The 25,460-nt window shown below is 71.3% G+C and carries 22 protein-coding genes; 15 read left to right on the forward strand and 7 right to left on the reverse strand.

Annotated elements, in window-relative coordinates:
• The first annotated feature begins 47 nt into the window (after positions 1-47).
• From AB0M02_RS25215 to AB0M02_RS25225, 3 genes are read left to right on the forward strand one after another with little or no spacing between them, the layout of a single operon-like run.
• The gene (locus AB0M02_RS25215) at positions 48-2,330 is read left to right on the forward strand and encodes an EAL domain-containing protein (protein ID WP_364230672.1); all 2,283 of its coding nucleotides are present in this window, start codon (positions 48-50) and stop codon (positions 2,328-2,330) included.
• Positions 2,331-2,363: 33 nt separating this feature from the next.
• Entirely contained in the window at positions 2,364-4,577 is a 2,214-nt protein-coding gene (locus tag AB0M02_RS25220; protein ID WP_364231079.1) for a glycoside hydrolase domain-containing protein, read from the forward strand.
• Entirely contained in the window at positions 4,574-5,824 is a 1,251-nt protein-coding gene (locus AB0M02_RS25225) for a glycosyltransferase (RefSeq protein ID WP_364230673.1), read from the forward strand. The genes AB0M02_RS25220 and AB0M02_RS25225 overlap by 4 nt, the downstream gene beginning before the upstream one ends.
• Before the next feature lie 55 nt (positions 5,825-5,879).
• Here the strand turns inward: AB0M02_RS25225 and AB0M02_RS25230 are convergent, their stop codons facing one another.
• Both AB0M02_RS25230 and AB0M02_RS25235 read right to left on the reverse strand, forming a co-directional pair.
• Complete coding sequence (locus AB0M02_RS25230; protein ID WP_364230675.1) at positions 5,880-6,362, reverse strand: SRPBCC domain-containing protein; 483 nt, start codon at positions 6,360-6,362, stop codon at positions 5,880-5,882.
• The gene (locus AB0M02_RS25235; protein WP_364230676.1) at positions 6,359-6,724 is read right to left on the reverse strand and encodes a metalloregulator ArsR/SmtB family transcription factor; all 366 of its coding nucleotides are present in this window, start codon (positions 6,722-6,724) and stop codon (positions 6,359-6,361) included. Before AB0M02_RS25235 ends, AB0M02_RS25230 begins: the two co-directional genes overlap by 4 nt.
• A gap of 175 nt (positions 6,725-6,899) precedes the next feature.
• Between AB0M02_RS25235 and AB0M02_RS25240 the strand changes: the two genes are divergently transcribed.
• The 3 genes from AB0M02_RS25240 (at position 6,900) to AB0M02_RS25250 (ending at position 8,316) form a co-directional block, all read left to right on the forward strand.
• On the forward strand, positions 6,900-7,262 hold the full coding sequence (locus tag AB0M02_RS25240) for an STAS domain-containing protein (protein WP_364230678.1): 363 nt from the start codon (positions 6,900-6,902) through the stop codon (positions 7,260-7,262).
• 101 nt (positions 7,263-7,363) lie between these two features.
• Complete coding sequence (locus AB0M02_RS25245; protein WP_364230680.1) at positions 7,364-7,558, forward strand: hypothetical protein; 195 nt, start codon at positions 7,364-7,366, stop codon at positions 7,556-7,558.
• A 32-nt stretch (positions 7,559-7,590) separates the two neighbouring features.
• Positions 7,591-8,316: a nucleotidyltransferase domain-containing protein gene (locus AB0M02_RS25250; RefSeq protein ID WP_364230683.1), complete on the forward strand. Its 726-nt coding sequence runs from the start codon at positions 7,591-7,593 to the stop codon at positions 8,314-8,316.
• On the opposite strand, the gene AB0M02_RS25255 is transcribed toward AB0M02_RS25250, so the two are convergent.
• Entirely contained in the window at positions 8,308-8,988 is a 681-nt protein-coding gene (locus AB0M02_RS25255) for a GAF domain-containing protein (protein WP_364230685.1), read from the reverse strand. The genes AB0M02_RS25250 and AB0M02_RS25255 overlap by 9 nt on opposite strands.
• A gap of 41 nt (positions 8,989-9,029) precedes the next feature.
• Between AB0M02_RS25255 and AB0M02_RS25260 the strand changes: the two genes are divergently transcribed.
• Complete coding sequence (locus AB0M02_RS25260) at positions 9,030-9,899, forward strand: LLM class flavin-dependent oxidoreductase (protein WP_364230686.1); 870 nt, start codon at positions 9,030-9,032, stop codon at positions 9,897-9,899.
• Positions 9,900-9,919: 20 nt separating this feature from the next.
• Here AB0M02_RS25260 and AB0M02_RS25265 read toward each other — a convergent pair whose 3' ends face one another.
• On the reverse strand, positions 9,920-10,996 hold the full coding sequence (locus AB0M02_RS25265) for a glutamate-cysteine ligase family protein (protein WP_364230688.1): 1,077 nt from the start codon (positions 10,994-10,996) through the stop codon (positions 9,920-9,922).
• A 221-nt stretch (positions 10,997-11,217) separates the two neighbouring features.
• Between AB0M02_RS25265 and AB0M02_RS25270 the strand changes: the two genes are divergently transcribed.
• A complete protein-coding gene (locus AB0M02_RS25270) occupies positions 11,218-12,855 on the forward strand; it encodes a PQQ-binding-like beta-propeller repeat protein (RefSeq protein ID WP_364230690.1) in 1,638 nt (545 codons plus the stop codon).
• Between the two features lie 100 nt (positions 12,856-12,955).
• Positions 12,956-13,561 (forward strand): hypothetical protein, encoded by a 606-nt coding sequence (locus tag AB0M02_RS25275; protein ID WP_364230693.1) that lies wholly within the window; start codon positions 12,956-12,958, stop codon positions 13,559-13,561.
• A 54-nt stretch (positions 13,562-13,615) separates the two neighbouring features.
• Here the strand turns inward: AB0M02_RS25275 and AB0M02_RS25280 are convergent, their stop codons facing one another.
• Positions 13,616-14,530: an AraC family transcriptional regulator gene (locus tag AB0M02_RS25280; protein WP_364230694.1), complete on the reverse strand. Its 915-nt coding sequence runs from the start codon at positions 14,528-14,530 to the stop codon at positions 13,616-13,618.
• A gap of 164 nt (positions 14,531-14,694) precedes the next feature.
• On the opposite strand from AB0M02_RS25280, the gene AB0M02_RS25285 reads away from it, so the two are divergent.
• The 6 genes from AB0M02_RS25285 to AB0M02_RS25310 all read left to right on the forward strand — a co-directional run bounded on the left by AB0M02_RS25285 (position 14,695) and on the right by AB0M02_RS25310 (position 24,325).
• A complete protein-coding gene (locus AB0M02_RS25285) occupies positions 14,695-17,403 on the forward strand; it encodes a glycoside hydrolase family 78 protein (RefSeq protein ID WP_364230696.1) in 2,709 nt (902 codons plus the stop codon).
• Between the two features lie 26 nt (positions 17,404-17,429).
• Entirely contained in the window at positions 17,430-18,749 is a 1,320-nt protein-coding gene (locus tag AB0M02_RS25290; RefSeq protein WP_364230697.1) for an extracellular solute-binding protein, read from the forward strand.
• On the forward strand, positions 18,746-19,663 hold the full coding sequence (locus AB0M02_RS25295; RefSeq protein ID WP_364230700.1) for a sugar ABC transporter permease: 918 nt from the start codon (positions 18,746-18,748) through the stop codon (positions 19,661-19,663). The genes AB0M02_RS25290 and AB0M02_RS25295 overlap by 4 nt, the downstream gene beginning before the upstream one ends.
• Complete coding sequence (locus tag AB0M02_RS25300; protein WP_364230701.1) at positions 19,660-20,484, forward strand: carbohydrate ABC transporter permease; 825 nt, start codon at positions 19,660-19,662, stop codon at positions 20,482-20,484. The genes AB0M02_RS25295 and AB0M02_RS25300 overlap by 4 nt, the downstream gene beginning before the upstream one ends.
• A 33-nt stretch (positions 20,485-20,517) precedes the next feature.
• Positions 20,518-21,318: an SAM-dependent methyltransferase gene (locus AB0M02_RS25305; protein ID WP_364230703.1), complete on the forward strand. Its 801-nt coding sequence runs from the start codon at positions 20,518-20,520 to the stop codon at positions 21,316-21,318.
• 76 nt (positions 21,319-21,394) lie between these two features.
• Positions 21,395-24,325: a BTAD domain-containing putative transcriptional regulator gene (locus tag AB0M02_RS25310; protein WP_364230704.1), complete on the forward strand. Its 2,931-nt coding sequence runs from the start codon at positions 21,395-21,397 to the stop codon at positions 24,323-24,325.
• 81 nt (positions 24,326-24,406) lie between these two features.
• Here the strand turns inward: AB0M02_RS25310 and AB0M02_RS25315 are convergent, their stop codons facing one another.
• Both AB0M02_RS25315 and AB0M02_RS25320 read right to left on the reverse strand, forming a co-directional pair.
• Positions 24,407-24,856, reverse strand: coding sequence for a peptidase inhibitor family I36 protein (locus AB0M02_RS25315; protein WP_364230706.1), 450 nt, complete (start codon positions 24,854-24,856; stop codon positions 24,407-24,409).
• A 90-nt stretch (positions 24,857-24,946) separates the two neighbouring features.
• On the reverse strand, positions 24,947-25,456 hold the full coding sequence (locus tag AB0M02_RS25320) for an FBP domain-containing protein (RefSeq protein WP_364230707.1): 510 nt from the start codon (positions 25,454-25,456) through the stop codon (positions 24,947-24,949).
• Positions 25,457-25,460: the final 4 nt, after the last annotated feature.

The following is a 25,460-nucleotide window of genomic DNA, read 5'->3' on the forward strand; positions in this document are numbered from 1 at the left end:
TGACCCGATCGGGCCGCGGGCCGATCCTGCTGGACGTGGTGACGTGGATGGCACGGCTCCGCGACCGGCTACCGGCCGGCGGCGGGCTGCGTGACGAGGACTGGGCGGGCCGGCATCGGCTGCTGACGGTGCTTCTCGCCGTGGTCATGGTCATCCTGACCGTCTTCGGGGCGTTGCAGGGCGACGAGGCGGCGTACGCGCTGCTGCTGACCGACGGCCTGGTGCTGCCGGCCCTGGCGGCCGCGGTCCGGCTGCGCAACCGGCGGCTGCGCTCGGTGAGCGTGGCCCTCGGGTTCACCGTGGCCTGCGGCGGCTTCGTCGCGCTCTGCGGCGGCCTCACCGAGTCGCACTTCAGCTTCTTCATCGTGGTGGCCGCGCTCGCGCTCTACCGCGACTGGGCCCCGTTCGGCGCGTTCCTGGTCGCCACCACCCTGCACCACGGCGTCTTCGGCACGCTGGTCAGCGACCACACCTACGACCACAACTCGGCCATGGCCCACCCGCTGGTCTGGGCCCTGCTGCACGGCGCCGCGGTGCTGTTCGCCGCCGGTTTCCAGGTGATCCAGTGGGGCCTCACCGAGGCCGAGGAGAAGCGCGCGCAGGAGAACCTGCAGGAGAGCCAGGCCCAGCTCAGCGTCGCCTTCGACGAGACGCCGGTGCCGATGGCCATGATCGCCCCGGACGGTCTGCTGCTGCGCACCAACGCCGCCTACCGGGAGTGGCTGGGGCTGCCGCACGAGCTGCCGGCCGGCTTCACGGTCCAGCAGCTGCCGATCGTCCCGGTCGACAACGAGGGCGCGGACCTGCTGCACACGCTCACCGAGTACACCGAGCCGGTCACGCTGACCCGCCAGTACCGGCGCGCCGCCGACGGCTCGCTCATGTGGGTGCAGATCCACAGCACCGGCCTCTACGACCGGCGCGGCCGCCTCCAGCTGATCTTCGTGCACTGCCTGGACGTCACGGCGACCCGTGACCACGAGGCCGAACTGCGCCGCCAGGTGCGCCACGACTCGCTCACCGGGCTGCTGTCGCGCAAGGCCTTCGAGAACGACCTGGCGCTGCTGCTGTCGGAGAACCCGGAGCCGGTCAGCGTCATCTACCTGGACGTCGACCGGTTCAAGTCGATCAACGACGGTTCGGGGCACACCACCGGGGACGACGTGTTGCGCGCGCTCGCCGTACGCCTGACCCAGGTCGTCCCGGCCGGCGCCCTGATCGCCCGGCTCGGCGGCGACGAGTTCGTCGTCGCCCTGCCCGGCCCGGCCGGCACCGGCCTGCGGGTCGGCAACAGCATCCTCGCCGCCCTGGCCGAGCCCCTGCGTTTCGGCGACGGTGAGCTGCCCGTCTCCGTCAGCCTCGGTGTCACCACCGCGTTCGGCGACGCCTCCACGGACGACGTCGTGCTCGCCGCCGACACCGCCATGTACGCCGCCAAGCGCGGCGGCGGCAACCGCCTGCAGGTCTTCACCGACGACCTGCGGGTGCCGGTGCAGGAGCGGATCGCCGCCGAGGCCCGCCTGCGCCGCGCGCTCGCCGACGACCCGCGCCGCAGCCTGCCGCTCTGGTTCCAGCCGGTGGTCTCCACCGTCACCGGCCAGATCGTCGGCGCCGAGGCCCTGGTCCGGATGCGTTCCCCCGAGGGCGACATCCTTGGCCCCGGCCAGTTCATCGGCGCCGCCGAGGAGACCGGCCTGATCGTCCCGCTCGGCGAGCACGTGCTGCGCTCCGCCGTCGACCACCTGCTGCACTGGTCGGACCGGCTCGGCTACGTCTCGGTCAACGTCAGCCCCCGCCAGCTCGCCGAGCCGGAGTTCGTGCCGATGGTGGCCGGGATCCTCGCCGCCCTGCCGTACTTCGACCCGTCCCGCCTGGTCCTGGAGATCACCGAGACCGCGCTGCTGTCGTCCACGGTCGACGTCAGCGAGCGGCTCGCCGCGCTCAAGCAACTCGGCGTACGGATCGCCCTCGACGACTTCGGCACCGGATACAGCTCGCTGACCTGGCTCAAGTCGCTGCCCGCCGACATCGTGAAGCTGGACCGCTCGTTCGTGGCCGGTCTCGCCGACGACCCGCGCAAGTCCTCGATCATCTCGGCGGTGCTGTGGCTGGCCCGCTCACTGGGCATGTCCACGATCGCCGAGGGCGTCGAGGAGTTCGCCGACTGGTCAGCGCTGCAGGCGGCCGGCTGCCCGGCCGTGCAGGGCTACTTCTTCAGCAAGCCGCTGCCCGGCGCGGAGTTCGACCGGATGCTGCGCGACGGCAAGATGATCATCTCCTCCGGGGGAGTTCACCTGAACGAAACCACCGGGACGGTCCTGGCCGGTTAGAGTCCGGCCATCCTCGAAAACGTTGATCCCTTCATCGGCACCGCGGCAACCGATCTCCCCAGAGCTCACGGTCTCGCCGCCACCTGGTGGTGGCCGAAGCCTCAGGTGGGCAACACCCACCCGGGCGCCACCTCGCCCCTCGGCATGGTCTCCGCCTGTGCGTACTCGGGTGCCTATCCGACCGGTTACGGCCGGTACGCCAAGAACACCGAGGGTGTGCCGGAGGAGATGTTCCCCCGGCTGCAGGCCTCCGGGTTCACCCACTTCCAGCAGTCCGGCACGGGCGCGATCCGCAAGTACTACAACTATGTGCGGGTCACCCCGATGGTGCAGCCCCTCGACGACCTCGGGCAGTCATGGCCGCTCGAGGACGAGCGGGCCGAGGCCGGCTACTACGCGGCCAACCTGGACACCGGGGTGCGCTGCGAGATCACCGTGGGGGAGAAGGTCGCGGTGCACCGCTTCACCTTCCCCGACCACCAGAGCGCCCGGGTCGTGATCGACCTGTCCTGCGGCGGCCTCGGCATCGACCTGGGCCGGACCGTCCCGCTGCGCGCCCAGGCCGAGAGCATGGGGCACGGCCGGGCGCAGGGCACGGTGGTCATGGAGGGCGTACCGCTCTCGGTCTACCTCGAGGTGGACAGCCCGAACTGGCGGCAGATGCTCTGGTACGACCGGCGGCTGATCCCCGGCGGTACCCGGCTCGACTTCGACAGCATCCGGAACACCACGCTGCGCCCGTTCGGCATGATCTTCATGGGCCCGGTGCGGGCCGGGGAGACCATCGAGGTCCGGCTCGGCTTCTCGCTGCGCGGCTGCGACCAGGCCCGGGCGAACCTGGAACGCGAGTGCGGCGTCGGGCAGGGGACCGCGTTCGAGCACGTACGCGGGCGCACCCAGTCCCGCTGGCGCGACTACCTGAGCCGGGTCCAGGTGGACGGCGGCACCCCCGCGCGACGCACGGTCATGGCGACCGCGATGTACCACTCGCTGATCAAGCCGTGCATCGCCGACGACGAGAGCCCGTTCTGGCCCAACTCCGGCCCGTACGCCTTCGACATCTGCACCATGTGGGACATCTACAAGACGCAGTTGCCGCTGCTCTCGGCGATCGCGCCGGGCCGTTTCGGCGACCTGCTCGAATCGCTGATCCGGGTGTGCGAGGAGGAGGGCAACTTCCCGATCGGCTACCGGATGGCCCGCGGCGCCGACCGGTTCTTCCGCCAGGCCAGCGCGCTCGCGCACACCGCACTCGCCGACGCGCACGCGCTGAACCGGCCGGGCATCGACTGGACCTGGGCGCTCGTGCACATGGTGGACGATCTGCGCCGCCTGTACGGCGAGGACTTCTGGGAGCACGGCGTCGTGCATCCGATCACGCACACGCTGGATCTCGCGTACGCGCACCACTGCACCGCCCAGCTGGCCCGCGCCCTCAACGACCACCGCCTCGCCGCCGATCTGGAACGCCGCAGCCGCGACTGGGTGAACGCGTTCGACCCGGCCACCGGACTGCTGCGAGACTCGGAGTTCTACGAGGGCGGCAAGTGGAACTACTCGTTCCGGCTGCTGCACGACATGGCCTCCCGGATCGACCTGGCCGGAGGCGACGACGCGTTCCTCGGCCGGCTCGACCGGTTCTTCGGCTACGGCGCCGAACCGGTGAAGCAGCCCGGCCGGTGCCCGCAGCCCGAGGAGATGGCCGCCGGGTACGCCCTCAACCGTTTCGAAGGCCTGAACAACGAACCCGACATGGAGGCACCCTGGGCATACCACTACGCGGGACGTCCCGACCGTACGGCCGAGGTCGTGCACGCCGCACTGACCTGGCAGTTCGGCACGGGGCCGGGCGGGCTCCCGGGCAACGACGACTCCGGCGGGCTCAGCGCCTGGTACGTGTGGGCGTCGCTCGGCCTGTTCCCGGTCGCCGGGCAGAACCTGTTCCTGGTCAATGCGCCGGCCTTCGCCAACGCGTCGCTGCAGGTCGAGGGCGGTGAGTTCATCATCGAGACCAGCGGCCACCGGGAGACCCCGATCGGCGTCGACGGCGTCGACCGTACGCCGGCCCCCCAGTACGTTCAGTCCGCCACCCTCAACGGCAGGCCGCTGAACACCACACACCTCAACGCGGCCGACGTCCATAACGGCGGGCGGCTGCATCTGCGGCTCGGTCCCGAACCCTCCACCTGGGGTCACACCTCCCGGCCGCCTTCCCTCTCACACCCCCACCCGAAGGAAGTCCGATGAGCCGACCGACCCGCCGTCTCGTCATCGCGGTACGCGCCGACCCGGTCATCTGCGGTCATTCCGGTGAGGCCCGCAACCTCGCCGAGGTGGCGCTGACCCGGGGCTTCGACGATGTCCGGTTGCTCACCTGGCCGATTCCCGCCCTGCAGGCCGCCGGCCTGCCGCTCAAACCCCTCGACCGGCTGCTCCCGTACAGCCCCGGCATCACCGTGGAGCGGCCCGAGGCGGTCGGCGACTACCGGGTCCCGGACGGCCGTCACCTGGCCGGGCTCACCGGCCGCCTGGTCGAGCTGCTCGCCGAGCCGGTGCCCACCGTCTGCCTCTCCATGTACCTGGTGCCGCACACCCAGGTGATCAACGACGCGGTCACCGCGGCCCGCGCCGCCGGATTCGCACCGCAGGTGCGCACGATCGCCAAGGCGGTCGGCTCGGACGTCACCAACGTGATCCGCTCCTGCCTGCGCGAGGGCCGCTTCGGCGCCGCGACCGTGCTGCTCACGACGTTCCTCGCCAGTGACGAGGTGGTCGCGGTCTCCGAGTACACCCGCGACGAGATCATCGCCTCGGCTCTCGAGGTGGACGCGAACTGCGGCACCAGTTTCGCCGAGGAGTGCCGGCGCCGGGTCACCGTCAGTTACCCGCCGATCGACTCGTCGGCGTTCCTCGATCTCGACCCCGCCGCGGTGGACGCCGCCCTGGCCAAGCGTGGCCTGGAACGCGACAAGTACATCCTGTTCCTCTCGCGGGTGGCCCGGGCCAAGGGGATCTACGACCTGGTCATCGCGTACGGGCAGATGCGCTGCCGGGACGACGTGAAGCTGGTGGTCGCCGGCACCGGCCCGGCCCTTGAACACGTGCGGGCGATGGCCAAGGAGGACGACCGGATCGTCTTCCTCAGCGATGTGGACGACGACGAGAAGCCGCTGCTCATGGCGGGCTGTGCGGCGTACGCCCTGCCCACCAAGCCGGAGCCGGACTTCGTGGAGACCTTCGGCATCGCGCTCGCCGAGAAGGCGCTGGCCGGGGGAGGGCCGATCATCACCACGCTGACCGGCGGCACCGGCGAGGCGGTGGGCGACGCCGCGGTCATCGTCGAGGCGGGCGACATCGGCGCCCTGGCCGACGCGATCGACCGGGTGGTCCTGGACATGAGCGGCGAGGAGCGCAAGGACCTGGAGAAACGCGCGCGGGCGCATGCGATGGCTTTCGACCGCGGCGCGGTCTTCGACCAACTTCTGCCTTCATAGCGTACGGGAGAAGCGGCCGCCCCCGGGTCCTCCGAGGACGGCCGCCTCACCCCCGTCAGATCTTGCCGTCGTCGACGAGCTTCTGCAGGCTCGCGTAACCCTCGTTGACGCCGACCTCCATGCCGCTCTTCAGCCACGCGTCGCGCCCCTCGAAGCTGTTGGTGAGCGACTCGGCGTGCAGCCGGGTCCGGCCGTCGCCGAGGTCCTCGAACCAGATCGTCTCCAGCGAGACACCCTCGGGCATGCCCTCCCAGGTGAACGTCTGCACGATCTTGTTCTCGCCGACCTCGTGGAAGCAGCCGTGGAACGCGAACTCGTCGCCACCGCGCGCCGCGATGTAGCGCCAGCTCCCACCGGTCCGCGCGTCCCAATAATCGATCTTGTTCTCGAGCGAGTCCGGCCCGATCCACAGCTTGAACAGGTCGGGATCGGTGTGTGCCCGCATGAGCTGTTCCGGGGTCGCGGTGAAGTCGCGGGTGATCCGGATGGCCGGCACCTTGGGGTCGGCGGCAATGGTGGCTTCGGTGATCTCGGTCATTTCGGCTGCTCTCCTCGTTCGTCGTTGCGCTTCTTCTCGTCGTCTCTCATGCCGGCCAGCAAGGCGTCCAAGCGGGTGTACCGCTCCTCGGCCCGGCGCCGGTAGCGCTCGATCCACGCGTCCATCTCGTCGAAGACCTCCGTCTCCAGGTGGACCCGACGCGGCTGCGGTCCGGGCGGGCGGCTCACGACGCCGGCCTCCTCCAGCACCTTGAGATGCTTGTAGACCGCCTGCAGGGACATCCGATACGGCTCGGCCAACTGGTTTACCGTCGCGTCCCCCTCGGCGAGCCTCGCCACCATGTCGCGGCGGGTCGGATCGGCGAGTGCGGAGAAGACTCGTGTCAACGTGTCCGCCGGCATCGGCCCCTCATTTCAACTTTTCGGTTGAAAGCCACTCTATGGCGTCGGTCAACCGGCTGTCAACCACAAAGTTGAAAGTGCTGGTGGTGGCCCGATTGTGGCAGGTTGATCATCTGTCGTTGAGGATGCGGACACATCCGGCCGGTAGACCGGAACCATGGAAGAAGTGCGTTGTGTGATCAGCCGTGAGACCGACCGGGTGGTGCGGCTGCGCGTCATCGGCCGGCTCGACCGGGCCGCCCACGCCGAACTGCGCCGGTCCCTGCGCCGGGCGTTCGACCGCGCGCGCAACTCCCGCGTCGTGGTTGACCTGACCGAGGTGGACGCCATCGGCAGCGAGTGCATCGAGGTGCTTCTCGTCGGATACACCCGCGCGCTGCGGGGCGGCCACGGCTTCGAGGTGTCCGGCGCCACCGGAGGCGTACGCCAGGCCCTGGAGGTCACCGGACTGTGCGAGCGCAGCGCCCTCTATCTGCCCGCCGTGGACGACTCCCTCGACGCGCTGCTCGCCTCCACTGCCCACGATCACCAAAGGTAAACATCCGATTTACCCTAAGTTACCGAATGGCCCGCCCGGACCACTTCCGCGCCTTACGCTCGACCTCGGTTCACCGTTCCCGAAGCACGGAGGGTCCGACCGTGCACGACGAGATGCTCTTGCTGTTCGACGACTGCATTTCCCGGCTCCTGCACCTGCGAAGCCGCCTGGCCGCCACCCGCCGCGTCCATCCGGGCGAACGCCACGCCACAGTCCTGGCCGCCATAGCCGAAGCCGAACACTTCGCCACCACAGCGACCGCGACCGTCTCCCCGCGCACCGCCTCGCTGCTCTGAGGCGGTGCCACCGAGCGCCTAGAGTGCGCGGCATGTCTCTTCCCGCTGCGGTGATGGATCTCGGCAAGGAACTGGCGGACCTGGGCTGGGTGAGCGATCTCCTGGTGGCGGGCTCCCTGGCCACCGGCGACTACCGCCCCGGCGTCAGCGACATCGACCTCGTGGCGATCACCGACGGCCCACCCGGCCAGGAGACCCTCACCGCGCTGCACCGGCGGCTCGACGACGGCGTGGCCCGCGGCCAGGACCTGGGTTGCGTCTATGTGGACGGCTCCCGCCTGAACGACCCGTCCGCCGAACACCCGACCTGGACGCACGGCCGGCTCGTCCAGCGCATCCTCTCCGGCGTGACCCGCGCCGAACTGGTGCGCTACGGCTACGCCGTCTTCGGCCGCCCACCCGGCCAGATCCTGCCCCCGATGACCCCCGGCGACGTACGCGAGGCGGCCCGCGCCGAACTCACCGGCTACTGGGCGTGGGCGGCCCGGCGCCCCTGGATCTGGCTCGACCCGGTCATCGCCGACCTGGGCCTGTCGTCGATGGCGCGGGGGAGACACGCCCTGACCACCGGCGACCTGCTCACCAAGACCGCGGCCGTGGAGGCCGCCGCCGCCCCGCCCTGGCTGATCACCCAGCTGCGCTCCCGCCGCGCCGGCGAGCACGTGCCCTCACCCCGCCTCCGCACCGCCTGGATCGCCTGGCTCGACGCCCGCCGTACGGTGTCCCTGGCCCGGCGCCCTGGTCCGTCCTCAGGTTGAGTGAGCGGGCCGGTTCAGGCGGCGGGCTCCGGCGGTCGCCAGGGTGGTGAGGAGGCTGCGTTCGGCCGGGGACGGGGCGTGCGGTGTGCGGTAGTGGACCGACATCACTCCCAGCAGCGTGCCGCCGTCGCCGATCAGCGGGATCGAGCGGACGGCCCGGACGCCCGCTTCGAGCACCGCGTCACGACTCGGGCCGGCCGGGAACGCCTCGCTCTGCTCGACGTCGTGGACGTGGACCGCACGCGACTCGGCGAGCGCCACACCGCATGCTGAGTCGCGGCCGCGTACAAAAGCGAAGTGTTCCAAAAAATCGGCGTCGAACCCGTGCTGGGCCGCGATCCGCAGGCCGTCCTCCGCCGCCAGCTGGACGTTCCCCATCGGCGCGCGGGTGAGCGCGAGCGCCGCCGACAGCAGGGCCGCGCTGATCGCATCCGGATCGCTGACCTGGCAGAAGTCGGCGTCGAACAGCGACAGACCCGGCTTGGTGGCCCCTGCGGTGATCGCCTCGGCCCGGCGCTGCACGTCCTGCCAGCGTGCCTGCAGGTCAGCCTCGAAGCGGCGCCGCCACCGTTCGGCGGCCTCGTGCTTGCGGGCGGCCTCCACGCCGATGCGACGGGCCTCGGCGTACCGGCGGCGGGCCCGTGCGGCGAGCTCTTCGGCATCCGGACCCATCACTCAGTGGTACCACCTGGGGCCGTGGGAGGGTATCGGGCATGCGAATCTCGATCTGGCCCGGCGCCTCCCAGCCGTACGGTGATGTGCTCGAAACGGCCCGGCACGCGGCGGAGACCGGCTGGGACGGCGTGTGGTTCGCCGACCACTTCATGCCCAACTCGGCGGAGCTGGAGCGCCCGGTCCTGGAGTGCGGCTCGGTGCTGGCCGCGATCGGCGCGGCGGTCCCACGCGTGCGGGTCGGCAGCCTGGTCTACGGCAACACGTACCGTCACCCCGCCGTCGTCGCGAACATGGCGGCCACCGTCGACCAGATCACCGGGGGCCGCTTCACCCTGGGCGTCGGCGCGGGCTGGCAGATCAACGAGCATGAACAGTACGGAATAGAGCTCCCGCCGATCGGCGTGCGCATCGACCGGTTCGTGGAGGCCCTGCAGGTCATCCGCGGTCTGCTGCGGGAGCCCCGCACCACCGTGCACGGCAAGTACTACACGGTCACCGACGCCGTCAGCGAACCCAAACCGGTCCAGACCCCCCTACCCGTCATGATCGGCGCCAAGGGCGAAAAACGCATGCTCCGCGTCGTAGCCGAGTACGCCGACATGTGGAACACCTGGGGCACCCCCGACGTGATCGCCCACAAGTCCGCGGTCCTGGACCGCCACTGCGCCGAGATCGGCCGCAACCCCCGCGAAATCCTCCGCACCGCCCAGGCCCTGACGGTCGTGGACGGCCCGCTCCCGGATCTCCCCATGCCCGTGATCGGCGGCTCCAAGGCCGAACTCGCCGAGGCCGTGGACGCCTACCGCGAGGCCGGCGTCGACGAATGGATCGTCCCCGACGTCTTCCTCGGCAAGGGCGCCGACCGCTTCCACGCGATGGACGTCGTCCTGAGCCTGGTCCGCCCCTGAGAATCGGCGGCCCGGTGGCGTCAGCCGCGGGCGGTCACCTGGTCGAGCACGTCGTCGGCCGGGCAGCGGCCGCGCGAGACGTAGCGTTCGATGTGCTCGGCTGTGGCGTCCCGCAGCTCGCGGGACACGCCCAGCCGGGCCAGCGCCGCGTAGGCGATCAGGAAACAGTCGCGCGCCGCAGCCGCCAGCACCGGGTCGGTGAGCGCGCCGCGCGCCGCCCGCTCCCACAGCCCCGCCTCGCCGGCGAGTGGCGCGGTGACCTGCCAGGCGTCCTCGGCAGCGCGCGGGTCGTCCATCAGGACGGCGGTCACCGCGGCCGGAAGCCGCCAGCCGTCGCCCGGCTGACGGTCAGCCACGTCGAGCTCGAGATGCCCCCGCGCGGCCACCGGCGGCCGCAGCCCCGCCATGTGCCGCTCCAGGTCGGCGACGGTGGGCCGCCCGCCGGCCCGAATCCGCTGCCGCAGACTGCGCCCGCTCTGCTCCGGCGTGTCCATGACATAGGCGACCCACATGTCCCGCGGGTCCTTCGCCAACCGGTCCTTCGCCAACCGGTCGTTCGCCAACCGGTCGTTCGCCAACCGGTCGTTCGGCAACCGGTCGTTCGGCAACCGGTCGTTCGCCAACCGGTCCTTCGCTGGCTGGCCGGGGAGCACGGGGAGGTCGCGGCGCAGCGCCTGGCGGATGCTGCGCCAGCCAGTTGGCCGGCCGTGGCGTAGCGGTGCGTTCGCGAAAGCGGCAGCCATCACCGGCGCGAGCGTGTGCGCCAGAGCCCACCGCCGCCGCAACCCGAGCGGCCCACCACCCTCGAGCCCCGCCTCTAGCCCGACCCGCACACCGGCCGTAGCGGTGCCGAGCGCGTGAACCGGCCCTTCCGGGTGAACCGTCTCGGTGGCCCGCGGCAGAACGGTGAGCCGATGCTGCTCGGCGATGCGACCGGCGGCGTTCAGATCGTCGGACATCCGGCGCAGCGCAACCTCGAGCCCCGGCGACGGCGGCCCGCTGACCACCATCACCCGAGGCGACCGCGCATCAAGAAACCCGTGCCGCAGCGGCCGCCGCCCAGCAGGCGCACCGGCCGGATCCAGCAACAGATCCACCGCGATCCCCACAAACCCCGGCAACCCAGGCGCAAACGCGCCCGCAGCGATGAATTCCTCGGCGGCCTGTTCACTCAGGGTGGTCATCGCGCAGCCTCTCGTCCCCTTGAAGGGACGACTATAGCATTCCTATCTGTCTAATAGGAAAAGCCACCCCTCGCCCTCGTGATCGTCCTGGTAAATACCGGTAAATCCGGTTTAACCCTTGCATACTGGCGACCGTGAAACTGGCTGTCCCCGCCCTACTGATCCTGACGCTCACCCTCCCCGCGACCCCATCGCCACCCGCAACCGCGGCCCTTCCCGCCTCCGCGCCGCGCGCCGCCCTCCCAGCCGCGGTCGCCCTGACCGCCGGTGCCCACCTCCCGGTCGCTGCCGCACCCCGCGCTGCCGCACCCCGCGCTGCCGCACCTCGCGCTGCCGCACCTCGCGCTGCCGCGCCCCGGGCTGCCGCGCCCCGCGCTGCCGCACCTCGCGCCGCCCGCCAATGGACGACCTCCGGCGCTACCCCCATCGGCCGCCCGATCGCGGTGGGCGGGGTAGCTGTCGGCTACGCGCTTCGGGCCCAGCGCCTCTACGCCCGCGCCCTCACCCCGGCCACCGGCGCCGTTCGCTGGGAGCACGAGATCAGCCCGAGTGCCCAGCCCGCTACGGCCGAGCTCGCGCCGGTCCGGGCGGGGGAGGACGTGGTGCTTCTGCAGCCCGAGCCCGCGTTCAGCCCGCAGCACGCCCGGCTGTCTGTTGTCGACCCGGCGACGGGCCGGGAGGTGCAGCGGAGTCCGGCGATGCTGTTCAGTACGGCACCGGAGAGCTGCTTCGCCGGCCGCTCAGTCTGCGCTCTCGCGACTCCGGAAGCCGGGGAGCCCGTGCTCGGCTATCGGCTCAACCTGGACAGTGGGGCCTTCAGCCCGTACGCCCAGGATGCCCCGCAAGGGGCCCGAGGTCTCGCCGCACCGGGTCTCGTCGCCCTCGGTGCCGCGCCCACCGAGCAGATCGCGCAGCTCCGCGACGGTGCCCAGCGCTGGCGGCAACCTCTCACCGCGATCTTCCCCCGCGTGCCCGCAGCCACCGGCACCACCTGGAACCTGCACGCCACCGAGGCCGTCTACGTCGGCTCGGGTTACGCACGCGCCCTCCGCGGCACGACCGCAACCACCCTCGACCTCGCCACCGACCCGATCTCCGCCGCCCTCGACGAGACCACCGGCCGCCTGCTCTGGCGCCAACCCGGCACGGTGACCGATTGCGCCGGCCGCATCTCCCTCACCAGGCGCGGCGTCCGGTGCCGCTACAGCGGCAAAATCATGACATCGTACGCAAATCGCGCCACCACCTCCTCCCATCTCCAGGTCGCGCTTGAGGGCTTCGACCCACGAACCGGGGCCACCCGCTGGTCAACCCCTCTCGGCGCCGCCACGAAGCTCGCGATCGGCGAGTCCCGGCTCCCCGTCGCCGACGAGAACACGATCGCGGTGAACGGCCTCCTCATCGACCTCCGCACCGGAAGCCGAGCCGAACCCGCCGCCGGTCAGGTGATGTGGTGCCCCAAGCGGGTCCGCTTCGACCTCGCGGGCACCAAGCGGCTCGGCGGCGAAGTCGTCAGCCCCTGCGACGCCCTCGGGCGCCCAATCGCCACGTCACCGGCGCCGGTTCCGGCCGGCGGCAACGACGGTGACCTTCCGGCCGGCGGCAACGACGGTGACCTTCCGGCCGGCGGCAACGACGGTGACCTGCCGCCCGCGACCCTGGCGGTGGGCGCTGTGGCCGGCGGATTCGCGATCGTCGCCACCGCGACCGGCTATTCGGGCACCGCGATTCCCGCCGCTCCCGGAATCGGAGGTCGGAAGTCAACAGGATAGGTTCCTAGGAAGCCTTAGGGGGTGTGGAGTGGACAGCTAGGGGGAGCGCCAGGGAAACCGCCGGTACTCCTGACTCCACCGTCGGCCCTACGGTCACCACATGTCATCGAACAGCGTCACCGTCCGCCGGGCCGCGACGGATGCGCCGATCCTGATGCTGGTCTACGGGATCCTGCGTCTCGTCGACGGCTTCGACGGGCACCGCGGTCCGGGCCTCGCCTGGAACCTGGGGCACGTCGCCTTCTTCGCCGCCATGGTCCTGTTCGGCGTCCTGGCCCTCGCACTTGCCGAAAGCCGCGGTGCCGAAAGCCGCAGTGCCGGAGGCCGCAGTGCCGGAAGCCGCAAACTCGCCGCGATCGCCGCGGGGGCGACCGTCTTCGGCGTGGCCTGCTTCCTCTGGGTGATCGCCGGGGACCTGTCGGCCGGCTTCCGCGAGTCGATGCCGCTGCCCGAACCGCTTCAGGCAGCCGGCCCGATGGCCTTCACCCTGGGCATGCTCACGCTACTGGGACTGCAGGTGGCCGCCCGGCGCGCCCCGTTCTGGAGCCCACTGCTGTTCGGCGCCGCGATCGCCGCCATCACCGTCAACCTGGACCTGCTGCCCCTGGCCGCGCTCCTGCTCGTCGCCGCGTGCGCACCCCTGGCCAAGTCGAATCGACAAGACCGACAAATCGGAAATGTCCAGACTGCCCGCGCGCTCCACTGACCACCAAACAAATATCGGGGGATAGACAGTGGCCGGGTGAAAACCCGGCCACTGTCATTTTATAGGCCGCCCGTGGGCCCCGAGCCGAACAGTTCCATGAGTGAACCGTGTTCGATAAACAGAAGCGCTCAACCCATAATGAGCACGGAACCGGCGAGCGAAATAATTCTGATCCGGCCACCCCACATCCTGCGCGATCTGCGTGATCGGCTCATCCGTGTGCAGCAGCAGATTCGCTGCCGTCTCCACCCGGTGCCGTGACAGGTACGCCACCGGCGGCAACCCGGTCGCCGCCTTGAACAGCCGCACCAGATAGCCCGCGCTCAATCCCAGGACCGACGCCAGTTCCCCCAGCGTCCACCGCCGGGCGAGATCGTCCTCCATCAACCGCATCGCGTGCGTGACCGCCGGATGCGTCGGCACCACCGCCTGTTCCCCCGCCACCGCCCGGGACAGCACCGACAGGAACAGCGTCAGCCGCCCGATCAGATCCCCGCGATGCTGCTCCACCGGCGACGCCCGCAACCTGTCCAGCGCGTCGAGGTGCTCGATGCAGTCCGACAGCTCACCGGGCGACAGCGACGCCCGCAGCATCCCCCGGCGCTGCATCGCGTACGGCCCGGTGAACAGCAGATATCCGAGGAGCGGGTCCTCACGGGTCCACGCCATCTCCCGGTGCAGCAGATCGACCGAGAAGCAGCAGTTGTACAGGTCGAGCGACTCGCACCCCTCATACCCGTGCCACACCCCCGGCCGCAGGAGCAGCACGTCCCCGACCGACAACCGCTCGCTGCCGAGCATCGACCGGTGGCGCCCGTCCCCGCCCACCACGACCGCGATCTCCACGAAGCTGTGCGTGTGGTCCGGGTGGGTGCCCTGGTGCATGTAGTGCCCGGCGTACGCCAGCGAGCCGTCCGCGAAGTACAGCAGGCCGCGGCCGTGGTCGTGTTCGACGGGTGGGTCGCTCATCGGCACACCCAACCACGCGAGGTCAATATCGTGCTAGCCCAGGTGCAGCTTGGCCTATCCGCGGCAGGGTCGCGGACGAACGATGGAGCTGCGCCCGCAACAAGGTGTTAACCAGCCGGTCACGCCGCGGGCAGGGTCACATTGTCCTGCTGACGAGGAGCCTCATGCCACGCCCGGCCGCCGTCAAGATTGAGCACGGAACGGAAACAACCAGCACACCGACGCCGCGACTGTCCTGGATCGTCGAGGAGGCGGATCCGGATTACGTGCAGCGCGCCTACGAGATCGCCGTCGGCGACGACACCTACCAGGTCGAGTCCGGTGAGCAGGTGTTCGTCCCGTGGCCCGCGCCGCCACTGTCGAGCCGAGAGACGAGAACGGTCCGGGTCCGGGTACGCGGCGACGGCGACTGGGGTGAGTGGAGCCCGCCGCAGACGGTCGAAGCGGGCCTTTTCGAACCCGGCGACTGGACCGCGCGCTTCATCAGCCCCGGGGATGACGACAACGCGCTCCTCAGGGAGTTCACTGTCAGCGGCGAAGTCAGGCAGGCGCGTCTCTACACCACCGCACACGGGCTTTATCGCGCGGAGATCAACGGTGTCCGGGTCGGTGACCAGGAGCTGGCGCCCGGCTGGACGAGCTATTCGCGCCGCCTGCGTTACCAGGTCTACGACGTCACCGAGCTGCTGCGGGAGGGCGGCAACGACCTTCGGGTGCTGCTCGGCAACGGCTGGTTCCGCGGGCGGCTCGGATTCGCCCAGGGCCGGGCACTCTACGGCGACCGGCTCGCGCTTCTCGCGCAGCTCGAGCTGACGCTCGCCGACGGCACGATCCAGTCGGTGGTCACGGACGGGACGTGGTCCAGCGCTTCGAGCGAGATCAAAAGCGATGATTTGTACGATGGACAGCGCACCGATCTTCGCCCCGGGCAGGACTCGCGTCACCCCGTCGAGGAGGTGGACGCGGATCTGAGCCGTCTGGTCGGCGCCGACGGCCCGCCGGTGCGCGTGACCGAGGTGCTGCCGGCCGTGTCGGTGACCGGGAATCTGATCGACTTCGGGCAGAACCTGGTCGGCTGGGTGCGGTTGCGGGTCCGCGGGCTCGGCGAGGGCCACGAGGTCCGGGTCCGGCACGCGGAGGTGCTGGAGAACGGCGAGCTGGGGGTTCGCCCGTTGCGGACCGCCGCGGCCACCGACACCTATGTGCTGGCCGGGCCGGACGAGGTGGTCCTGGAGCCGGTCTTCACTTTCCACGGTTTCCGCTATGCCGAGGTCACCGGTGTGGAAGGGTTGCGTCCCGAGGACGTCGAGGCGGTCGTGGTCGGTTCCGACCTGCGGCGTACCGGCTGGTTCGACAGTTCGCACGAGCTGCTGAACCGGTTCCACGAGAACGTGGTGTGGGGGATGCGCGGCAACTTCCTGGACGTGCCGACCGACTGCCCGCAGCGTGACGAGCGGCTGGGCTGGACCGGTGACATCCAGGTGTTCGCGCCGACGGCGGCGTTCCTGTTCGACACCGGCGGGTTCCTGACGTCGTGGCTGGCCGATCTGGCGGCCGAGCAGTACAAGGACGGTTCGGTGCCGTTCGTGGTGCCGGACGTCATCCACGGGGTGTCACCGTCGGCGGCGGCGTGGGGCGACGCGGCGGTCCTGGTGCCGTGGACGCAGTACCGGCGTACCGGGGACCGGCAGATCCTGGCCCGGCAGCTGCCGAGCATGCGCGCCTGGGTGGACCGGCTCGCCGATCTGGCCGGTGACGACATGCTGTGGACCGGCGGGTTCCAGTTCGGTGACTGGCTGGACCCGGCCGCGCCGCCGGAGAACCCGTTCCAGGCGCGCACCGACGCGGACGTGATCGCCACGGCGCATCTGGCCAGGTCGGCGCAGGTGCTGTCGGAGGCGGCCGAGGTGCTGGGCGAGACGTCGCTGGCCCGGCGGTACGCGTACCTGGCGGTCCGGGTGCGCGCCGCGTTCGCCGCAGAGTACGTGACCGACGGCGGCCGGGTCCTCGGCGATGCCGAGACGGCGTACGCGATGGCCCTGCAATGGGCCCTGCTGCCGCATGCGCGGCAGCGTGAACGAGCCGGACGCCGCCTCGCGGATCTCGTGCGGACCTCGGGTTTCCGGATCGCGACCGGCTTCGTCGGCACCCCACTGATCGCCGACGCGCTGACCGACGCGGGTGAGCCGGCCGTCGCCCACCGGCTGCTGCTGCAGACCGGCTGCCCGTCGTGGCTGTACGCGGTGACGATGGGTGCGACCACCGTGTGGGAGCGGTGGGACAGCATGCTGCCGGACGGGTCGATCAATCCGGGTGAGATGACCTCGTTCAACCACTACGCGCTGGGCGCGGTCGCGGACTGGCTGCACCGCCGGGTGGCGGGTCTGGCACCGGCCGCGCCCGGTTACCGGGAGATCCACGTGGAGCCGGTGCCGGGAGCCGGGCTGTCCTCGGCGTCGGCGAGGCACCTCACCCCGTACGGTATGGCGGAGGTCTCCTGGCAGCGAGCCGGCGGCGAACTGCGCCTTGATCTGCGGGTGCCGGTGGGTGTGACCGCGACTGTGCGGCTGCCCGGCGCCGAAGCGGTCAGGGTGACCCACGGCAGTCACTCGTGGACCGTGCCGGACCCGATCACCGAAACCCCCCTGGCGACCGTGCGCGACGTCTTCGACCGGGAGCCGCTGTGGCGCGCGGTGGTGACGGCCGCGGTGGAGGCCGGCGCCGCGGCGGACGAGCCGGCGGTGGGCGCGCGGCTCAGCCGTTACCTGGACGCCCCGGTCGACCAGCTCATCGATGCCCTCACCGCGGGCGGTTTCGTGCCGAACGCCGCGGCCCTGCGCACCCGACTCGCCGAGCTGCTGCCCGGCGCGTGATTCGCCCTTCCCCTCGGAGGTAAGAAATGAACCGGAAAATAGTCCTGGCCGCCTTCGCGGCCGTCACCCTCGGCCTGACCGGCTGCAGTGCCGGCAGCCTCGGATCCAGCGACGACGAGGGCGGTGGCGGCAACGTCACGCTGTCGTTCCTGGTGGACAACTCGGACACCAACAGCAAGATGGCGGAGGGCCTGGCGAAGGAGTTCAACGCCAAGAACCCCGGCATCACGGTGAAGGTGGAGACCCGGCCGCAGGGCACCGAGGGCGACAACCTCGTCAAGACGCGGCTGTCCACCGGCGACATGACCGATGTGTTCCAGTACAACTCGGGTTCGCTGCTGCAGGCCCTGGCCCCGACGAAGAACCTGGTCGCTGTGGACGACCAGCCGTGGGCGGCGCAGGTCGACGAGAATTTCAAGATCTCGGTGACCAGCGAGGGGAAGGTGTTCGGCGCGCCGTTCGGCACCTACAACGCCGGGGCGATCCTCTACAACCGGACCGTCTTCGAGAAGCTCGGCCTGCAGGTTCCGAAGACCTGGGACGACTTCATGGCGAACAACGCCAAGATCAAGGCGGCGAACATCGCCCCGGTCATCCAGTCGTACGGTGAGACCTGGACGTCGCAGCTGTTCGTGCTCGGCGACTTCCACAACGTCAGCGCCGCGCAGCCCGACTTCGCCGAGAAGTACACCGCCAACCAGGCCAAGTACGCGACCACCCCGGCCGCCCTGGCCGGTTTTGAGCACCTGCAGCAGGTGCACGACGCCGGGTATGTGAACAAGGACTTCGCCTCGGCCAAGCTCAACGACGCCGTCGAGCAACTGGCCAAGGGCACCGGGGCGCAGTACCCGATCCTGTCCGGCATCATCAGCCAGCTGCTGGGCACGTTCCCGGAGCAGGCTGACAAGATCGGGCTGTTCCCGATCCCGGGCAACGACGCTGCCAAGAACGGCCTGACCGTCTGGGCGCCCGGCGGGGCCTACATCCCGGCCAGCACGACCGGGGCCAAGCTGGACGCCGCCAAGAAGTTCCTGGCGTTCATCTCCAGCGCTGACGGCTGTGCCGCGCAGGCCGCCGCCACCGTGATCAACGGCCCGTTCGCGGTGCAGGGCTGCACGCTGCCGGACGACGTGCCGCAGGTGGTCAAGGACATGCAGACCTACATCAGCGCACCGGGCCAGTCCGGTCTGGCACTGGAGTTCGTCTCACCGGTGAAGGGCCCGGCCCTCGAGCAGATCTGCGTGGAGGTCGGCTCCGGGATCCGCAAGGCGGCCGACGGCGCGAAGCTGTACGACGAGGACGTCAAGAAGCAGGCCCAGCAGCTCGGCCTGCCGGGATGGTCATGAGCTTGCTCGTCGAGGCTCGCGACGGGACGGCCCGGGTCACCGGGTCGTCCCCCGCGCGGGCGCGCAGCCCCTACCCGACCTGGTTCTACCTGCCGGCGGCGATCGTCTACGGCGTGCTGTTCCTGGTGCCGACGATCGCGTCGTTCTACTTCAGCCTGACCCGGTGGACGCTGTTCGAGTCGCACTTCGTCGGCCTGGACAACTTCGTCACGTTCTTCGGAGAACCCGCGCTGGTCAAGGGCTTCGTCAACACGCTGATCTACGGCGTGGTCACGTCCGGGGCCAAGGTGGTGCTGGGGCTGCTGCTGGCGGTGCTGCTGACCTCGCGGATCGTGGCGCGCGGCTACCTGCGGTCGGTGGTGTTCTTCCCGGTGCTGGTCAGCACGATCGGCGTCGGCCTGACCTTCACCGTGCTGATGGACCCGGAGCAGGGCCTGGTCAACCAGACCCTGGCCCGGGTCGGCGTGGAGGGCCCGGGCTGGCTCACCGATCCGTCGTACGCGCTGCTGTCGGTCGCGCTGGTCGACATCTGGAAGGGCGTCGGCCTGGCCACACTGATCTACATCGCCGGGATCGTGTCGATTCCGCAGGAGTACTTCGAGGCGGCCCGGGTCGACGGCGCGAGCGGCTGGGCGAGTTTCCGCCACCTGATCCTGCCGCTCGCCCGCCCGGCCACGGTCACCGTGATCATCCTGTCGCTGATCGGGGGGCTGCGCTCGTTCGACCTGATCTGGGCGATGACCCGCGGCGGGCCCGGCTTCACCTCCGACGTCATCGCCTCGGTGATCTACAAGCAGTACCAGGCCGGTTTCTACGGGCTGTCCACCGCCGGGAACGTGGTGCTGTTCGTGGTGGTCACGGCGATCGTGCTGCCGCTGTCGCGGTTCCTCAACCGTAAGGAGGTCGAGCTGTGAGGCTTCGTCCGTGGGCGATCGGCGTCTCGGCGATCGTGGTCTCCGGCGTGTTCTTCCTGGTGCCGTTCGCGTTCATCCTGCTGACCGCGTCGAAGAACGCCCGGGAGGCGGCGCGGCTGGACTTCTCCTGGCCGGCGCAGTTCCAGTTCGTGCCGAACCTGATCGAGGTGCTGAAGGCGCGCGACTACATGCTGATCATCGCGTACATCAACAGCACGATCCTGACCGTCTCCAGCGTGGCGATCATGGTGGTGCTGGCGGCGATGGTGGCGTTCGTGCTGCAGCGCCGCGCCTCCCGGTGGAACGGCTTGATCAACTTCCTGGTGCTGTGCGGGCTGATCATCCCGCCGGCGGTGGTGCCGACGATCTGGGTCCTGGACTCGCTCGGCCTGTTCGGCACCATGCCGGGGCTGATCGCGATCGAGGTGGCGTTCGGGCTCAGCTTCTGCGTGCTGCTGTTCCGGGCGTTCATCGCGACGATCCCGCGGGAGCTGGACGAGGCTGCCACGATCGACGGTGCCGGGCCGCTGCGGCTGTTCTTCCGGGTGATTTTCCCGCTGCTGCGGTCGGTCATCATCACGGCCGTGGTGGTGCAGTCGGTGACGGTGTTCAATGACTTCGTCAATCCGCTGTACTTCCTGCCCGGCTCCCAAAACGCCACCGTGCAGACCACGGTCTACAACTTCGCCGGTCAGTTCAGCACCCAGTATCACCTGTTGTTCATGGACATCCTGCTGGTCACGGTCCCGCCGCTGATCATGTTCCTGTTCTTCAACCGGCGCATCGTCGCGGGCATGACCTCAGGGGCCGTAAAAGGATGAACCGGGTCTATCCTTTGTCGATCATTCTGATCGATGGGGGCAGAGATCATGGTCGAACCTCTGGACACCGGGCGGCCACATCCCGCCCGGGTGTACGACTACCTGCTCGGCGGGACGAACAACTTCGCCGCCGACCGGGCGGCCGCCGAGGAAGGGCTCAGGGTGAACCCGGACGCGGCGACCGCGCCCCGGCAGAACCGTGCCTTCATGCGCCGGACCGTGCGGTTCCTCGCCGCCGAGGCCGGCATCCGGCAGTTCGTCGACCTCGGCACCGGGCTGCCCACCGCCCCGACGGTGCACCAGGTGGCGCAGGAGGTCGACCCGGCCGCCCGGGTCGTCTACTCCGACAACGACCCGCTCGTGCTGGCGCAGGCGCGGACCCTGCTCACCGGGGCCGGCAACGCCACCTACCTGCACGCCGACCTGCGTGAACCCGAGCGCATCCTGCACTCGCCGGAGGTGCGCGAGACCATCGACCTGGACCAGCCGGTCGCCCTGCTGCTCTACGCGGTGCTGCACTTCCTGCCGGACCCGGCCGACCCGTACGGGATCGTCGCCCGGCTGATGGCCGACCTGCCGCACGGCAGCTACCTGGTGATCTCGCACATCACCGCGGATCACGACCCGGAGAAGTGGGCCCGGTTCAGCGAGGTCATGCAGCGGCAGGGGATCCCGACCCGGCTGCGCAGCCGCGAGGAGGTGGCCCGGTTCTTCCCCGGCATGGAGATGGCCGACCCGGGTGTGGTGCCGATCCTGCGGTGGCGGCCCGACGAGGAGGTCCCGTTCACCGACGCGCAGGTCGCCCTCTACGGCGCGGTGGCCCGCAAACCCTGACGGATTCGCGTCACCGCCCATCCGCGGCGCCTGCTCCCGCGAAGGGGATGCGAGTACTCGCATCCTGGGGGCAGACATGGAGTACCGGGTTCTCGGGCCGGTCGAGGCCCTGTCCGCGGGCCGGCCCGCGGCCGTCGGCGAACCACGGCAGCGGGCGGTGCTCGCCGTGCTGCTGCTGGAGGCGGGCCGGCCGGTCAGCCGGGACACGCTGATCGACCGGGTGTGGGGCGACGACGCGCCCGCACAGGCCCGCCGGTCCCTGTACGCGTACATCGCCCGGCTGCGCCGCGCCTTCGAGGAGGCCGGCGCCGTGGACCAGCCGCTGATCCGTACGGCCGGCGGGTACCTGCTCGACGCCGACACCGACCAGGTCGACGTCCTGCGGTTCCGTGACCTGCTGGCCCGGGGCCGCCAGGCGGCCCTGCCCGGCGAGGCCCGCGCCGGTGTGCTGCGGGCCGCACTGGACCTGTGGCGCGGTGATCCGCTGGCCGGGGTGGGCGGCGCGTGGGCCCAGCGCATGCGGGAGACGCTGTGGCAGGACCACACGCAGGCGGTGATCGCGTGGGCGCGGGCGGAGACGGAGCTGGGGCGCGCCAATGCGGCCGTGGTCCCGCTGACCGAGCTGGCGGGGGAGCGGCCACTGCTGGAACCGGCGGCGGCGACGCTCATGCTGGCGCTGCACGCGGTGGGGCGTACGGCGGACGCGCTGGACCGCTTCGACCGCACCCGCCGCCTGCTGCGCGACGAACTCGGGGTCCTGCCGGGCCCGGAGCTGCGGGCCGCCCATCAGGTGGTGCTGCGCTCCGAGCCGCCGCTGCCCGGTCCCGGCTCGGTGCCGGCGCTGTCCGGGACGGGCCCGGTGCCGGCGCTTTCCGGGCCGGGCCCGGTGCCGGCGCAGCTGCCGGCCGACGTCGCGGCCTTCACCGGGCGCGCGGCGGAGCTGGCCGAGTTCGACCGGCTGCTGGCCGAGTCGGCCGGTGCGGCGCCGCTGACGATCTGCGTCACCGGTACGGCCGGCGCGGGCAAGACCGCCCTCGCGGTGCACTGGGCGCACCGGGTACGCGACCGGTTCCCGGACGGCCAGCTCTACGTCGACCTGCGCGGATACGACCCGGACCAGCCGGTCAGCCCGCTCGACGCGCTCGGTGCGCTGCTGGCCTCGATCGGCGGGCCACCGGTGCCGGCCGGCGCCGACGAGCGGGCCCGCCAGTACCGGACCCGGCTCGCCGGGCGGCGCATGCTGATCGTGCTGGACAACGCGTCGACCGTCGACCAGCTGCGCCACCTGCTGCCCGGGGTGGCCGGCTGCGCGGTGCTGATCACCAGCCGCAACTCGCTGGCCGGGCTGGTCTCGGTCAACGGCGCCCAGCGGGTGGCGCTGGACCTGCTCCCGGCGCCCGAGGCGCGAGGTCTGCTGCGCCGGCTCGTCGGCGCGCGCGTCGACCGGGAACCGGAGGCGGCCGCGCTGCTGGCCGAGCAGTGCGCCCGGCTGCCGCTGGCGCTGCGGATCGCCGCGGAGCTGGCGGCGGCCCGGCCGGGCGCCGGGCTCGCCGCCCTGACCGGCGAACTCGCCGAGCAGCAGCGCCGCCTGGATCTGCTCAGCGACGGCGACGACCCGCGCTCCGCCGTCGGTGCGGTCTTCTCCTGGTCGCTGCGTCACCTGCGTGCACCCGAGGTGCGGCTGTTCGCGCTGCTCGGCCTGCATCCGGGACCGGACCTGGACGTCTACGCGGCGGCGGCGCTCGGCGGCGGCGCGCTGGGCGAGGCGCGGCGGTCACTGGCGGCGCTGATGCGCGCGCATCTGGTCCATCCGGTGGGGGAGGACCGCTTCGGCCTGCATGACCTGCTTCGCGCGTACGCCGCCCGCCTCGCCCGGGAAACCGCCGTGCCGGCGGCGATGGACGGCCTGCTGGACCACTATCTCGCGGCCGCGTCGGCGGCCATGCAGATCCTCTACCCCGGTGAGGCGGACCGCCGCCCGGCCGTGGACCGCCCGGCCACCCCGCTGCCGGACATGCCCGACGCCGTCGCCGCCCGCCGCTGGCTGCGCGCCGAACTGCCGAACCTCGCCGCCGCCACGGCACACGGCCGGCCGGCGCACGCGGTCCGGCTCTCCGCGATCCTCTACCGCTACCTCGACGGCGCCGAGCACAGCGCCGCCACCGCGATACACGGCGCCGCCCGGTCCGCCGCCCGGCTGCTCGGCGACACCGCCGCCGAGGCGTACGCGCTGAACGCCCTGGCACACCTGCACGCCTCGGCCGGGCACCCCGCCGCCGCGGTCCGGGATCTGCGCCGGGCCCGCCGGCTCGCCGAGCAGGCCGGCGACGAGCGGGGCCAGGCGCGTGCGCTGGGCAATCTCGCCGGCATCGACGAGCAGCAGGCGAGGTACGCCGAGGCCGCCGCCGGATACCGGGAGGCGATGATCCGCTACCGGAGTCTCGGCGACCTCACCGGCGAGGCGCACGCGCTCACGCGGCTGGCCTCCGTCGGCGCCCGCCTCGGCCGCGACAGCGAGTCGCGGGAACACGCCGCGCTCGCGCTCACCCTGCACCGCAAGGCCGGCCACCTGTTCGGCGAGGCGTGGGCCCACAACAGCCTCGGCGAGATCGAGGCCCGCTCCGGCCGGTTCTCGTCGTCCGCGGCCCGGCACCGGCGTGCCCTCGCCCTGTTCCGGGAGGTCGGCCACCGCAGCAGCGAGGCGGTGACCCTGGACAGCCTGGGTGCCTGCGAGACCCGGCTGGGCCGGTTCGAACGGGCCCAGCGCCATCACCGCGCCGCCCTGCGCCTGTTCGAGGACCTCGGAGACCGCCTCGGCCAGGCGTCGGCGCTCAACGGGCTCGGCGAGGCCCTGCACGCCGCCGGCCTGACCGCCGAGGCCACCGGCGTGCATCGCGAGGCTCTGGCCGTCGCGTCCGCGACCGGCGCCCGGGACCAGCAGGCGCGCGCCCGCAGCGGCCTCGCCGCCGCGGGCACCACCGGGGCCCGCAACCGGCGCCCGGCGTGACCGCGCCTGACAAAGGCCGCGCCCGAACGCGCCCGGCCTGCCCCCAGGCCGGGCGCGTCTCCGGGTCCCTGAGCGGGCAGGTCAGCAGGGCCGGATCGAGGAGGCTTCGTCCTGGGCGCGCTTGCCGACCCAGGACACCGCCTGGCCGGCCGGCATGACGCCCACGTAGCTGCCGAAGTTGATGTCGTAGTACCAGCAGTAGGACCAGGACGTGTTGTTCACCCACGCGCTCATCTGGTCGCCGAAGTTGCCGTCGCCGGCGCCGTGCTTGGGGCTGTCACAGCCGGCACAGGCGAAGGCGTGCAGGCTCGGGATCGAACCGCCGGCCGGGATCGTGAAGATGTGCCCGTTGAAGTCCTTGTCGTTGTAGAGGCACACGCTGTCGGCCGGGCACCCGGCGAGCGCGGCCTGCGCCGACGAGGGTCCCGCTGCCGCCGCCGGGGAGGCGGCGGCCAGCAGTCCGAGGATGCCCAGCGCCAGGGCGAGCAGCAGGCGAACGGTGGTCCGCCCCGATCGGGTGGATGCCGTCATGACGACCTCGCTTTCCGTAGGTTTCCGATGCGACCGACGGTCCCGCCCGCGGTCTGCGGAAAACTTGCGGAAAGGTTGCGGCGCTCCCGGTCAGCCCGCGGCGACCCGGGCGGTGAAGGCCGCCAGGTTCGTCATCGCCCGGTCGACGCGCTCGCCGAGGGTGAGCGTCTCCTCCCGGCGGATCAGGCGCATCTTCGGCTGTCGCTTGCCGCGCAGGTAGAGCGAGCAGGCCAGGTCGGCGCAGATGTACTCGCCGACGGTGTTGCCGTTGCGCCCGGCCGCCCCGGCCAGCGGCGCCACGAACAGCGCCACCCCCGACGCGGCGTGGTCGGTCAGGCAGATCCGGCACATGCTCGAGCGCAGCGCGCTGGACTTGCGCGCCTCCGGCCGGCGCAGCACCAGGCCGGTGGGCCCGTCCGCGCCGGGCACGACCAGCAGCGCCCGTAACGGGGCACCCGGGTCGGTCCAGCCGAGGAAGTCCAGGTCGGCCCAGGGCACACCGTCGCCGGCCAGCCCGGCGGGCATCCGGATGCGGCCGGCCTCGCCCTTGCTGCAGTTCACGAACGAGGCACGGATGGCCCGTTCATCGAGTGGTTCCATGGTC

Source organism: Actinoplanes sp. NPDC051861, assembly GCF_040681145.1.
In the GTDB taxonomy this organism is placed as follows: Bacteria; Actinomycetota; Actinomycetes; order Mycobacteriales; family Micromonosporaceae; genus Actinoplanes.